The following is a 13,692-nucleotide window of genomic DNA, read 5'->3' as shown; positions in this document are numbered from 1 at the left end:
GTCATACCGCCGGCGCCTCGCTGTCCAGCCACTCGACCACCTCAGACAGCGGGCGGCGCGGCGTCGCGGGCAGCGGTTCGGCGTTGACCGCCGCCCAGCCGACGCGAAGCAACATCTGGGGATAGCCGCTGTCGCCGAAGACGTCCTCCTGCACCGCAGCCCGGGTCTCCGGAATCTCCAGCGGTTCGGTGACCGGGCAACTCGCCAGGCCCTGTGCAGTGGCCGTCAGCAGCACCAAGCTGGTGGCCTCGCCCGCACGCAGGCGCGACAGCTGGCTGTCGTCCCTGGTGCCCAGCGCCAGCACCACGGCGTTGTCCTCGGCGGGCGCCACGCCGTCGGGCTGAGCCAGCCCCGGCCCGGCGAAGAAGCGGCCCGGGATCACGGCAGCCGGATCCGACGGCGGCGTACTGCGGGCCGGCACACCGGCCACCGACCCGTAACGCCCGCTCCAGGCCGTCAATTCGGTCAGGTACTCACGGTCGGTGGCGTGCTCGCTAACCGCTTGGGCCACAACGCTTTGCAGCTTCGGCAGTGATTCCACCTGACGCAGCATCACGCCCACCCGCGCGGCTCGCGCACCCATCAGACCGATGTCGGCGATCGGCACGGGCCAAGAACTGTAGTGGCGCCGGTCGGTCCGGCGCCGCGGGATGGCGGCAGCCAGCATGATGTCCAGCTCGTTAGCGGGCTGCCGCCAGACATGGATCGCGGCGAGGTGGTTCGGGTCAGCCGGGTTCGGCAGCCGCTGCACCTTGGCTTGCCAGCCCAGAGCCCCCAGAGCGACCACGCAGTGATGCAGCGATGCGCCGCAGGACAGCATCAAATCGCGGCGGTCCGGGTCCGTCTTCGGCAGATGCCGACTCGGGTCGGCGTACAGGTGCAGACTGCGGTGCCCCACCTGCCAGCGCCACGGCTGCGAGTTGTGCACCGAAGGCGCGCGGGTGGCAAGCTCCATCACCGAACGGATCGCCCCGGTGTCGGGGAACTGCGCGCTCATCGACTCCCTGCTCTCGCCCTTGGACCTGCTCATAGGCTGCCGTCCGGCGGTCGCGGCGGGTAGGGAAAAAAGACCCTTATTAGGCTCTTCGTGAACGAGAGTGCATCGGTGGTGAGCCGAACAACAGGGAAGTTGTCGTGTCGGTGAACTGAGGCGGGCCCTCGGTGGGTGACGATGCGGGTTCCTACACCTGCACTACCACCGCACCGAGGGGACCCGTGCCTGAGGTTACTGCCTGCCCGCCTGCTGTTGTTGCCGACACGATCATGCGCACCATCGAGTTGGGGGTGACGATCACCGACGCCGCGGTCGATGAGAAGCACACGACGATCTTCTGCACACCGGTGGCTCGGAATCCGCGTTGTCCGGACTGCGGGCGCGACGGCAAGTATCGCGACACCGTGACCCGGCCGTTGACCGATCTTCCGGTGGCTGGGTACCCGTTGGTGCTGCAGGTCGCTGTGCCCCGCTACTGCTGCACTACAGCCGAGTGTGGACGGACGGTGTTCAACCAGGACCTCGGCAAGCTGGCCGCGCCGAGATCATCGACCACCCGGCGCTGCGCCCGGTATGTGTTGCGGCGGTTGATGATTGACCGCACCACCATCTCGGCCATCGCGGGCGAACTCGGCCTGTCCTGGCACACCGTGAGCACGATCGCCATGCGCACCGTCGCCAGTCTGATCACCGCGACCGGCCCTGATCGGCTCGACGGCGTGCGGGTCATCGGAGTCGACGAACACCGCTGGGCACCACGCCGCCGCGGCACCGAAGGCTTCGTCACGCTGATCATCGACCTCACACCCGTCCACGACGGCACCGGGCCCGCGCGGCTGCTCGACCTCGTGGCGGGCCGCTCGGCGGCCGCGTTGTCGACCTGGCTGGCCGATCAGCCACCGACGTTGCGCGAGCAGGTCGAGGTGATCGCCATGGACGGCTTCGGCGGCTACAAGACCGCCGCGGCCGACGAGCTGCCCGAGGCCACTGCGGTGATGGACCCCTTCCATGTCGTCGCGTTGGCCGGCGCCAAGCTGGATCTGATCCGCCAACGCATCCAACAAGCCACGTGTGGTCGCCGCGGCCGTACCGGGGATCCGCTCTACGGCGTGCGACGCACCCTGCGCACCCGCTTTCCGCTGCTGACCAGCCGACAACAGGCGCGGCTGGAAGCGGTGTTCGCCGACGACAACCATCTCGCCGTCCAGGTGACCTGGGGCGTCTACCAGCGCATCATCGCCGCCTACGGCCACCCCGACCGGCGCCGCGGCAAGACCATGATGACCGCGATCATCGACTCCCTACGCCGCGGTGTACTGCGGTCCTCGAAGAACTCGCTCAGCTGGGTCGCACCCTGCAACGGCGCCGCGCCGACGTGCTGGCCTTCTTCGACCACCACACCTCCAACGGCCCCACCGAGGCCATCAACGGCCGCCTGGAAGCGCTACGCCGCAACGCGCTGGGATTCCGCAACCTCGCCCACTACCGCTGGCGCTCACTCCTGCACAGCGGCGCCCTCCACGCACTGGTCAATGCACTGTGAATTACGAAGAGCCCCTTATTAACGAGGCTGAAGGGCGACCAAGTCGTCGGCGTGCACCACCGGGCGGCGCAGCTCAGGCGCCAGCTCCGAGGTGGAGCGCCCGATCATCGTGGCCAGCTCGGTGGCGTCGTAGGCCACGACGCCGCGCCCCACCACCGTTCCGTCAGGGTCCTGCAGCTCCACCACGTCGCCACCGAAGAACCGGCCCGCCACCGCGGTGATGCCCGCCGGCAGCAATGAGCGGCGCTGTTGGACCACGGCCCGCACCGCCCCGTGGTCCAGGGTGAGCGCGCCCGTGGTCTCGGCGGCGTAGCGCACCCAGAACCGGCGGGCTGACATCCGCGACCCGCGCGGCGCGAACACCGTGCCCACCGACGCGTCGGTGAGCGCCGTGCTGGCGTCCTCGGCGGCGGCCAGCAGCACCGGCACCCCGGCGTCCGACGCCAACAGCGCCGAGGACAGTTTGGACGCCATGCCACCGGTGCCGAAGTGGTGGCCGCGGCCGGCCACCACGCCGTGGAGGTCGCCCGGCCCGGTGACTTCCGGGATGAACCGCGCGTTGCCTTTGCGGGGGTCCGAGTCGTACAAGCCGTCGACATCGGACAGCAGCACCAGCGCGTCGGCCCCCACCAGGTGCGCGACGAGCGCTGACAGCCGGTCGTTGTCGCCGAAGCGGATCTCGTTCGTGGCGACGGTGTCGTTCTCGTTGACGATCGCCACCGCGTGCAACGCCCGCAGCCTGTCCAGCGTGCGCTGGGCGTTGGTGTGTTGTACCCGCTGTGCGATGTCGTGCGCGGTGAGCAGCACTTGGCCCACGGTGCGGTTGTAGCGGGCGAACGCAGCGCTCCACGAGTTCACCAGCGCCACCTGACCGACACTGGCCGCCGCCTGCTTGGTCGCCAAATCCGTTGGCCGCCTGGTCAATCCGAGCGGCTCCAGGCCGGCGGCGATGGCGCCCGAGGACACGATGACGACGTCGGAGCCGGCCTTCATCCGCGTTTCGATCGCGTCGGCGAGCCGGTCCAACCGCGCCACGTCGAACATCCCGGTGGGCGTGGTCAGTGCCGTGGTGCCGACCTTGACGACGACGCGGCGTGCCGTGCGCACCGCCTCGCGGGCACTCACGACGGCTCGCCCTGCCGGCGCTCACGCCGCGCGGCTTTGCGTTCGGCGGCCGAGATGCGCTCGGGCCTGTCCAGTCGGGCGTCGGTGCCGCGTCCGGAGGGCGTCACGTCGACGCCGGCCGGGGTCTGCGGTTCCCAGTCGAACGTCACGTCGCCGATTGTCACCTCGCAACCCGGGGTGGCGCCCAGCCGCAGCAGCTCGTCCTCGACGCCGAGCCGGGCCAGCCGGTCACCGAGGTAGCCGACGGCCTCGTCGTTGTCGAAGTCGGTCTGGTTCACCCAGCGCTCGGGCCGGGCGCCGCGGACGACGAACGCACCAGGGTGTTCGGGATCTTGTTCGACGGTGAAGCCGCTGTCGTCGACCGGCACCGGCCTGATCACCGGCCGCCGGGCAGGCGCGGCGGGATGGGCGGCACGATACGCCGAGATCATGTCCCACAACGCAAACACCAACGGCCGCAGGCCTTCTCGAGTAAGCGTGGACACTTCGAACACCGGCCACCCAAAGCGGCGCTTGACTTCGTCGCGGACGAAGTCGGCCAGCTCACGGGCCTCCGGCACGTCGATCTTGTTCAGCACCACCGCACGCGGCCGCTCGGACAAGTCCACGAGTGTCGAATCCACTTGCAATGTAGGCGAATACGCGGCCAGCTCGGCTTCCAGTGCCTCGATGTCGGACACCGGGTCACGGCCGGGTTCTAAAGTGGCGCAGTCGACCACGTGAACCAGCACCGCGCAGCGCTCGATGTGCCGCAGGAATTCCAGGCCGAGTCCTCGGCCTTGCGACGCGCCGGGGATCAGCCCGGGCACGTCGGCCACGGTGAAGGAATGCTCACCAGCCGACAACACGCCGAGGTTGGGAGTCAGCGTGGTGAACGGGTAGTCGGCGATCTTGGGTTTGGCCGCCGACAGCACCGATACCAGCGACGACTTGCCAGCAGACGGGAAGCCGATCAGCCCGACGTCGGCGACGGTCTTGAGTTCCAGCGTCAGGTCGCGGGCCTGACCCTTCTCGCCGAGCAACGCGAAGCCGGGCGCCTTGCGGGCGCGGGACGCCAGTGCCGCGTTGCCCAGCCCGCCGCGGCCACCCTTGGCCGCCTCGAACGTGGTGCCCGCGCCCACGAGGTCGGCCAACAGGCGGCCGCGCTCGTCGAGCACCACGGTGCCGTCGGGCACCTTGAGGTAGAGGTCGTCGCCGTGCGCGCCGTCGCGGTTGCCGCCTTGACCCTGCTTGCCGTTCTGGGCGGTGACGTGGGGGTGGAAATGGAAGTCCAGCAGCGTGTGCACTTGCGGATCAACCCGCAGGTAGACACTGCCGCCGCGGCCGCCGTTGCCGCCGTCAGGTCCGCCGAGGGGCTTGAACTTCTCCCGGTGCACCGACGCACAGCCGTTGCCGCCGTTGCCGGCCCGCACATGGATCACGACGCGGTCGACGAACCTGGGCATCGGTGGTTCCTTTCACCGAAAGTGACGTTCTGGAGAGCAAGCGCGAGGGCAGACCTGCAAAACGTCGCTCTCGGCGCGCGTCACTCCCCCGCGGGGACGATGCTGACCGTCTTGCGGCCGCGCTTCTCGCCGAACTGGACCGCACCGGCGGCCTTGGCGAACAGCGTGTCGTCGCCGCCGCGTCCGACGTTGACGCCGGGATGGAAGTGGGTGCCGCGCTGGCGGACCAGAATCTCGCCGGCCTTGACGATCTGGCCGCCGAACCGCTTGACACCAAGCCGCTGTGCGGCTGAGTCGCGACCGTTGCGTGAGCTGGAAGCGCCCTTCTTGTGTGCCATTGTCGTCGCCTCCTGCTACTTGATCCCGATGACCTTGACCACGGTCAGCTGCTGGCGATGACCCTGCCGCTTGTGGTAGCCGGTCTTGTTCTTGAACTTATGGATGCGGATCTTGGGGCCTTTGGTGTGCTCGAGCACCTCGCCGGTGACGGCAACGTTCGCGAGCTTGGCCGCGTCGGTGGTGACGTCTGAGCCGTCGACCACCAGCGCGACGGGCAGGCTCACCGTGGCGCCCGGCTCGGCGTCCAGCTTTTCGACCTTGACCACGTCACCGGCCGACACCTTGTACTGCTTGCCACCGGTCTTCACGATCGCGTACGTCATCGGTCCTCTTTCTGGGCGCGCGCTACCCGTAGGGCGCGCGAGTCTGGGTTTCTGCCACCGCCCCGTGTGCTCACAGGGCCCGGCGACAACCCGTCAAGGGTACGTGACCAGCGAGTAAGGGGTCAAACCGCGTCGTCACGTCCGCTGAGCTTGTGGCTAAGAGCCGGGCGCGACGGGTCTTGCCTGCGTCGTAGCGACAGAACCGGCGCCTACTTAGAACTCAGCTGTCGTGGCTCGGCGGACCGGCCGGACGCGCCGCGGCCCGACGGGGCCTGCGGGCCAGCGCACCTGACACCGGGGTGACGACCTGGGAGTCGTCGCTGCCCTCCGGGTCCAAGTCCGAATCCGCCCGCGAGACCTCGATCTCCAGATCGTCGTCGAGGTCTTCGTCGTCCTCGTCCAGATCGACGTCGATATCGTCGTCCTCGTCCTCGTCCTCGTCGTCGTCCTCGTCGTCGTCCGACGCGTCCAGGTCCTCGTCTTCGAGGTCTTCGTCGACGAGTTCCACCACTGCTTCTTCCAGCTCAGCGGCCGACTCCGCGCTCTGCGACCCCTCGTCGCCCTCGTCGTCGCCGTCTTCGCTGCGCGCCGCCGCCATCGCCTTGAACAGCGGGTGCTCGCCGGGCGCATGCGCGGGCACCTTCGCGATCGCGGGCTCGTCGACGCGGGCCTTGCGGGAACGCTTGCCGCGCCGGCCGCCGCCTTCCTTGCGCGCCGGACTGGACTCCACCGGGTCTGTGTGCAGCAGGATCCCGCGACCGCCGCAGTGCGGACAGGCCGTCGAGAACGCCTCGATCAGCCCGGTGCCCAACCGCTTGCGGGTCAGCTGCACCAGCCCCAGCGACGTCACCTCCGACACCTGGTGTCGGGTGCGGTCGCGGGCCAGCGCCTCGGTGAGCCGGCGCAGCACCAGGTCGCGGTTGGACTCCAGCACCATGTCGATGAAGTCGATCACCACGATGCCGCCGATGTCTCGCAGCCGCAGCTGTCGCACGATCTCCTCGGCCGCCTCCAGGTTGTTGCGGGTGACGGTCTCCTCCAGGTTGCCGCCCGAGCCGGTGAACTTGCCGGTGTTGACGTCGACGACCGTCATCGCCTCTGTCCGGTCGATCACCAGAGTGCCGCCCGAGGGCAGCCACACCTTGCGGTCCATCGCCTTGGTCAGCTGCTCGTCGATGCGGTGCACGGCGAACACGTCAGGCCCGTCCGGCGACGCGGGCTCGTATTTGGTCAGCCGCGGAAGTAGGTCTGGCGCAACGGAATTGACGTAGGAATTGATGGTGTTCCAGGCCTCGTCACCGGATACGACCAGCCTCGAGAAGTCTTCGTTGAACAGGTCGCGGATCACCTTGACCAGCACGTCGGGCTCTTCATACAGCGCCACCGCGGCGCCGGCGGCCTTGGCTTTGATTTCCTCGGCCTGGGCCTCGATCTGCTTCCAGCGCTCCTGCAGCCGGTTCACGTCGGCGCGGATGTCCTCTTCCTTGACGCCCTCCGACGCGGTACGGATGATCACGCCCGCATCCGAGGGCACGACCTCGCGCAGGATCTCCTTGAGCCGCTGCCGTTCGGTGTCGGGCAGCTTGCGGCTGATCCCCGTCGACGACGCGCCCGGCACGTAGACCAGATAGCGGCCGGCCAACGACACCTGCGTGGTCAGCCGCGCGCCCTTGTGCCCCACCGGATCCTTGCTGACCTGGACGACGACGTAGTCGCCGGGCCGCAGCGCCTGCTCGATCTTGCGGTTGGTGCCACCCAAACCCGCTGCGTCCCAATTGACTTCGCCGGCATACAGCACCCCGTTGCGGCCGCGGCCGATGTCGACGAACGCGGCCTCCATCGACGGCAGCACGTTCTGCACGATGCCGAGGTAGATGTTGCCGACCAACGAGACCGACGCCGCGGACGTGACGAAGTGCTCGACGAGCACGCCGTCCTCGAGTACAGCGATCTGCGTGTAGCGGGCGCCTTCGTGCGGCGGCTCGGTGCGCACCTTGTCGCGCACCACCATCACCCGTTCGACGGCTTCGCGGCGGGCCAGGAACTCGGCCTCGGAAAGGATCGGCGGGCGACGGCGGCCCGCGTCGCGGCCGTCGCGGCGGCGCTGCCGCTTGGCCTCGAGCCGAGTGGATCCGGTGATGCCCTGGATTTCGTTGTCGTCTTGGTCCGACTTGCCGGAGCTGCGGGGAACACGTTCGTGCACAACGGTATTGGGCGGGTCGTCGGACGAGCCGTTGCCGTCGGAATCGGCGCCTGAGGCGGACCCGGCCTTGCGGCGGCGGCGACGGCGGCGCCGCCGGGTCGTCCCCTCGGCCGCGGTCGACTCGTCGTCGCCGTTCTCGTCGCCCTCGTCGGATTCCTCGCCGTCGGCCTCGGCCTCGCCGGCATCGCCGTCGTCGTCGGAATCGTCACCGCTGCCCTGCTCGCCACGCCCACGCCCACGTCCGCGGCGGCCACGGCGGCGGCGTTTGCCGGACGGCCGCTCGGACGGCTCGCCGTCGGACGAGTCGAGGTCGTCGGACTCGTCGTCGTCCTCGTCGTCGTCCTGGTCGTCGGTGTCCTCGCGCTCGATCGGCTGCGGAGCGACGAACAGCGGCATGTAATCCGGCGGATCGTGCTGCCCGTCGTCGGGTACCGGGGTCAGCGCATTGACGCTGGACGGGTCGGGTGACACCTCCGGCGGTGCGATGCTGTCGGGCTGATCAAGGATTTGGTCATCGTCGGCCACGTAATCTCCTAGAAGCCCCCGGGCGCGTCCAAAGACGCGGCCACGCGAGGGCTATCGCTATGAACCCGGGCGCTGGTCCCGAGTGTTGTAGGTCTTCGCGCCGAGTGGCCCGGAGGCTCTCGGCACCTGGTGCGAATGACGGCTGTGACGGTCCGCGCCGCATCGCAGAGGTCGCGATCGTCGCGCTCGTCTAAGTCTTCATTCGGGTCGTCAGCACCGTGTGGCGCCGGCTACCCGCGCCTAGTATCCCATACGACCGCCAGAAGACGGCCAACTGCTATCGATCCGGGAACCACAACGCGATTTCGCGGGCCGCGGACTCCGCGGAATCGGACCCGTGGACCAGGTTGTACTGCGTCTCCAGCGCGAAGTCGGCGCGGATACTGCCCGGTGCCGCCTTCTCGACCGGATCCGTGCCGCCGGCGATTTGCCGGAACGCCGCCACCGCCCGCGGGCCTTCGACGACCGCGGCCACCACGGGCCCGGAGGTGATGAACTCCAGCAGCGAATCGAAGAACGGTTTGCCCTCGTGTTCGGCGTAGTGCTGGCGGGCCAGCTCGTCGCTCACAGACCTCAGCTCCAGCGCCGCCAGCGACAGACCCTTGCGCTCGATGCGGCCGATGATCTCCCCTACCAACCCGCGCTGGACACCGTCGGGCTTGATCAACACAAGGGTGCGCTCCACGGCGGCCAGATTAGTCGAGCCCGTCGGGCGGGGGCTGCTGGCCGGGCAGCAGCCCCCGCTGCTGGCGGCGCAACACCTCGGTGCGCAGGTAAGCCAGCAGCAGCCACACCCCGGTGAACAGGACGCCGATGAACCCGATTGCCGGATCAACGAAGAACCCGGCCAGCAGCACCAGCTGCACCCCCAGGTTCAGCCAAATCGCCCAGCTGTGGCGCTGCAGCGCGGGCAACACCACGAGCACGGCCGCTACCGCGATCAAATACGTGCCGGTGCTTTCCGGCACCGAATGGCCCACCACCAGCACCACGGGAAGCGCGAGCAGCACCACCACCGCCTCCAGCAGCAGCACACCGGCCATTACGCCGCGAAAGCTCTTCCACGGATCGGGCTGCGTCACGCCGGGTCCTTTCCGAACAGCGTCCTGGCGGCACCCGCGGTGACCACCGATCCGGTGATCACGATGCCCGCCCCGGCGAAGCCGTCGTCGGCGCCGGCCTCCTCCACCAGCGCAGTGGCCGTCTCGATCGCGTCGACCAGTGTTGCCGCCCGCAGCACGCGGTCGGGCCCGAAGCGCTCGACGGCCGCGTCGGTGAGCACGTCGACGTCAAGACCGCGCGGGGAGCCGTTGTGGGTGACGACGATCTGCTCCAACACCGGTTCCAGCGCCTCGAGAATCCCGCCGACGTCCTTGTCGGCCATAGTTGCGACCACCCCGACCAGGTAGCGGAAGTCGAACTCGCTTTGCAGCGTGTGCGCCAGCGCCGCTGCGCCGGCCGGGTTGTGCGCGGCATCCAGCAATACAGTCGGCGCCGAGCGGACACGTTCCAGCCGTCCGGGGCTCTTGACCGCGGCGAACCCGGCGCGCACGGCGTCGACGTCGAGTTGGCGCTGCGCTCCGGCACCGAAGAACGCCTCAACCGCGGCCAGCGCGATCGCCGCGTTGTGGGCCTGGTGCTCGCCGTGCAGCGGTAAGAAAATGTCTGAGTACACCCCACCCAAGCCCTGCAGCGTCAGCAGCTGGCCCCCGACGGCGATCTGGCGCTCCAGCACCGCGAACTCCGAATCCTCCCGCGCCACAGCGGCATCCGCGCGCACGGTCTGCGCCAGCAGCACCTCCATAGCCGCAGGAAGTTGACGGCCGATCACGGCGACGGTGTCGGTGGGATCCAGCGATTCCGGCTGACGGGTGATGATGCCGGCCTTCTCGCTGGCGATCTCGGCGATCGAGTGACCCAGATAATCGGTGTGGTCGACGCTGATCGGGGTGATGACGGCGACCGGCGCGTTGACCACATTGGTGGCGTCCCAGCGTCCGCCCATCCCCACTTCGATGACAGCGACGTCGACGGGCGCGTCGGCGAATGCGGCGAACGCCATCGCGGTGACCACCTCGAACTTGCTCATCGCCGGACCGCCCGCCGCTTGCGACTGCGCGTCCACCATCTGCACGAACGGCTCGATCTCGCGGTACACCTCCACGTAGCGCGCCGGGGTGATCGGCTGGCCGTCGATCGCGATGCGTTCCACCGCCGACTGCAGATGCGGACTGGTGGTGCGTCCGGTGCGCCGGTTCAGCGCAGTGAGCAACGCGTCGACGATCCTGGCCACCGACGTCTTGCCGTTGGTGCCGGCGATGTGGATCGACGGATAGCTGCGTTGCGGCGAGCCCAGCAGATCCATCAGCGCACTGATCCGGCTGAGGCTGGGTTCGATCTTGGTCTCCGGCCAGCGCTGATCCAGCAGATGCTCGACTTGAAGCAGTGCGGCAGCCTCGTCGGGGGTGGGATCGAGACTCATCCGAGCGATGCGAGCCGGTTCGTGATGCGCTCGACCTCTTCCCGCGCGAACTGCTGACGGTTGCGGATCTTCTCGACGATGTCAGCCGGCGCCTTTGCCAGGAACTGCTTGTTGTCGAGCTTGGCCGAGGTCTGCGTCAGCTCCTTTTGCGCTGCGGCCAAGTCCTTTTCGAGCCTGCGCCGCTCGGCCTCGACGTCGACGGTCCCCGAGGTGTCCACCTCGACGGTCACGGTGCCGCCCGCCAGTCGCACCTCGACCGACGCCGACGGCGTGAAGTCGCCCTTCGCCTCGGTCAGCCATGCCAGCGACGCCACCGCCGACACCTGACCGGTCAGGTCGGCGGCGTCCACGCCCACCAGCCGGGCGGGCACCTTCTGACGGTCGGCCAGCCCCTGGTCGCTGCGGAACCGGCGCACCTCCGTCACAAGCTTCTGCATGTCCGAAATCCGGCTTGCCGCAAGGGCGTCCAGCACCCGGCCGGACGGCTTCGGCCACTCCGCAATCACCAGCGATTCACCGCCGGTGAGCGCCTTCCACAATGCCTCGGTAACGAACGGCATCACCGGATGCAACAACCGCAGCAGCGTGTCGAGCACTTCGGCCAGCACCGCGGTGGTGTGGTAGATGCCGTCGGCCAGTTGGACTTTGGCCAATTCGACATACCAGTCGCAGAACTCGTCCCAGGCAAAGTGGTACAGCGCTTCGCAGGCGCGGTTGAACTCGTAGCCGTCGAGCGCCGAATCGACCTCGGCGCGAACCTCTTCCATGCGGCCGAGAATCCAGCGGTCGGCGTCGGTGAGCCAGCCGTCGTCGGGCAGAGCAGCCGGGGCAGCACCGTTGATCAACGCGAACCGGGTTGCGTTGAACAACTTGGTGACGAAGTTGCGCGACGCCCGGGCATGGTCCTCGCCGATGGACAGGTCACCGCCCGGACTGGCACCGCGCGCCAGCGTGAACCGCAGCGCGTCGGCGCCGAACATCTCCACCCAGTCCAGCGGGTCGATGCCGTTGCCGCGCGACTTGCTCATCTTGCGGCCGTACTCGTCGCGAATCAGGCCGTGCAGGAACACATTTTCGAACGGAACCTGCGGACCGCGTTCGCCGCCGAGCGTGATCGCGTCGTCGTCGGCGACGAACATTCCGAACATCACCATCCGCGCGACCCAGAAGAACAGGATGTCGTAGCCGGTGACCAGCACGTCGGTGGGATAGAACGTGCGCAATTCGGGGGTGTGGTCGGGCCAGCCCATCGTCGAGAACGGCCACAGCGCAGAGCTGAACCAGGTATCGAGCACGTCGGGGTCCTGGTCCCAGCCCTCAGGCGGAGTCTCGTCGGGCCCCACGCACACCATTTGCCCCTCGGGCCCGTGCCAGATCGGGATGCGGTGACCCCACCACAGCTGGCGTGAGATGCACCAGTCGTGCATGTTGTCGATCCACGCGAACCAGCGGGACTCGAGGCTGGCCGGGTGAATCACGATGTCGCCGTTGCGAACTGCGTCACCGGCGGCTTTGGCCAGCGACTCGACCTTCACCCACCATTGCATCGACAGCCGCGGCTCGATCGGTTCGCCGCTGCGCTCGGAATGCCCGACACTGTGTATGTAGGGCCGCTTCTCCTCGACGATGCGGCCCTGCTCGGCCAGCGCCTCGCGCACCTTGACCCTGGCCTCGAACCGGTCCATACCGTCGAAAACCGTTCCGGTGTCGGCAATTCGGCCACGCGCGTCCATGATCGTCGGCATCGGCAGCTTGTGCCGCAGCCCGATCTCGAAGTCGTTGGGGTCGTGAGCCGGGGTGACTTTGACTGCGCCCGTGCCGAATTCGGGGTCGACGTGCTCGTCGGCGACGATCACCAGCTTGCGGTCGAGGAACGGGTGCGGCAGCGTGGTGCCCACCAGATCGCGGTAGCGCTCGTCGTCGGGATGCACTGCAATTGCGGTGTCGCCCAGCATCGTCTCGACCCGAGTGGTGGCAACGACGATGTGCGGCTCGTCGTCGCGAAGCGAGCCGTACCGGAACGAAACCAGCTCGCCCGGAATGTCTTCGTACTTGACCTCCAAATCCGAGATCGCGGTCTGCAGCACCGGTGACCAGTTGACCAGCCGCTCGGCCCGGTAGATCAGGCCTGCGTCGTAGAGCCGCTTGAAAATCGTGCGCACCGCCCGCGACAGGCCCTCGTCCATGGTGAACCGGTCACGGGTCCAGTCGACGCCGTCACCGAGCCGCCGCATCTGCGCGCCGATGGTCCCGCCCGAGTCGTGCTTCCAGTCCCACACTTTCTGGATGAACAGCTCGCGGCCGAAGTCCTCTTTGGTCTTGCCGTCCGCCGCGAGCTGCTTTTCGACCACGCTCTGCGTGGCGATCCCCGCGTGGTCCATTCCGGGTAGCCACAGGACCTCGTAGCCCTGCATGCGCTTGCGCCGGGTGAGCGCGTCCATCAGCGTGTGATCCAGCGCGTGGCCCATGTGCAGGCTGCCCGTGACGTTAGGTGGCGGCAGCACGATCGAGTACGGGGGCTTTTTGCTGTGGGGGTCGGCGGTGAAGTACCCGGCGTCGACCCAGCTCTGGTACAGCTCGCTTTCAGCAGCGGCCGGGTCCCATGCCTTGGGCAGGGCGTCGGCAGCCGGCGAAGTGGGTCGGGGGGTCACCGGTCAATTCTAGGAATGCCCGGTGACCCGGCGCGAAAGCGGCTACTCGGCGCGGAGGTGAA

General features: G+C 68.4%; 9 protein-coding genes and 2 pseudogenes. 1 reads left to right on the top strand and 10 read right to left on the bottom strand.

Translation table 11 applies throughout. The features are described 5' to 3' along the window. Position 1: 1 nt before the first annotated feature. A complete protein-coding gene (locus AC5Y39_RS03970; RefSeq protein WP_500014955.1) occupies positions 2-997 on the bottom strand; it encodes an Acg family FMN-binding oxidoreductase in 996 nt (331 codons plus the stop codon). A 266-nt stretch (positions 998-1,263) separates the two neighbouring features. On the opposite strand from AC5Y39_RS03970, the pseudogene AC5Y39_RS03965 reads away from it, so the two are divergent. Further along, positions 1,264-2,537, top strand: a pseudogene (locus AC5Y39_RS03965) (ISL3 family transposase). An 18-nt stretch (positions 2,538-2,555) separates the two neighbouring features. On the opposite strand, the gene proB reads toward AC5Y39_RS03965, so the two are convergent. The 9 genes and pseudogenes from proB to AC5Y39_RS03920 all read right to left on the bottom strand — a co-directional run bounded on the left by proB (position 2,556) and on the right by AC5Y39_RS03920 (position 13,630). Beyond that, a complete protein-coding gene (gene proB, locus AC5Y39_RS03960; RefSeq protein ID WP_500014957.1) occupies positions 2,556-3,662 on the bottom strand; it encodes a glutamate 5-kinase in 1,107 nt (368 codons plus the stop codon). Further along, positions 3,659-5,107 (bottom strand): GTPase ObgE, encoded by a 1,449-nt coding sequence (gene obgE / locus AC5Y39_RS03955; protein WP_500014959.1) that lies wholly within the window; start codon positions 5,105-5,107, stop codon positions 3,659-3,661. The genes proB and obgE overlap by 4 nt, the downstream gene beginning before the upstream one ends. Positions 5,108-5,187: 80 nt before the next feature. Next, positions 5,188-5,445: a 50S ribosomal protein L27 gene (gene rpmA / locus AC5Y39_RS03950; protein WP_499911241.1), complete on the bottom strand. Its 258-nt coding sequence runs from the start codon at positions 5,443-5,445 to the stop codon at positions 5,188-5,190. Positions 5,446-5,460: 15 nt separating this feature from the next. Continuing rightward, positions 5,461-5,769 (bottom strand): 50S ribosomal protein L21, encoded by a 309-nt coding sequence (gene rplU, locus AC5Y39_RS03945; RefSeq protein WP_500014961.1) that lies wholly within the window; start codon positions 5,767-5,769, stop codon positions 5,461-5,463. Between the two features lie 220 nt (positions 5,770-5,989). After that, positions 5,990-8,503, bottom strand: a pseudogene (rne, locus tag AC5Y39_RS03940) (ribonuclease E); the annotation flags it as partial. A 271-nt stretch (positions 8,504-8,774) separates the two neighbouring features. After that, positions 8,775-9,182, bottom strand: a complete 408-nt coding sequence (gene ndk, locus AC5Y39_RS03935) for a nucleoside-diphosphate kinase (protein ID WP_500014963.1) — start codon at positions 9,180-9,182, stop codon at positions 8,775-8,777. A 10-nt stretch (positions 9,183-9,192) separates the two neighbouring features. Next, positions 9,193-9,540 (bottom strand): DUF4233 domain-containing protein, encoded by a 348-nt coding sequence (locus AC5Y39_RS03930; RefSeq protein ID WP_500015581.1) that lies wholly within the window; start codon positions 9,538-9,540, stop codon positions 9,193-9,195. 35 nt (positions 9,541-9,575) lie between these two features. Continuing rightward, positions 9,576-10,979, bottom strand: coding sequence for a bifunctional tetrahydrofolate synthase/dihydrofolate synthase (gene folC, locus AC5Y39_RS03925; protein WP_500014965.1), 1,404 nt, complete (start codon positions 10,977-10,979; stop codon positions 9,576-9,578). Then, positions 10,976-13,630, bottom strand: coding sequence for a valine--tRNA ligase (locus tag AC5Y39_RS03920; RefSeq protein WP_500014967.1), 2,655 nt, complete (start codon positions 13,628-13,630; stop codon positions 10,976-10,978). The genes folC and AC5Y39_RS03920 overlap by 4 nt, the downstream gene beginning before the upstream one ends. Between the last annotated feature and the right edge of the window lie 62 nt (positions 13,631-13,692).

Source organism: Mycobacterium sp. NGS39 (assembly GCF_059812765.1).
This window is presented reverse-complemented; position numbering and strand designations above follow the sequence as displayed.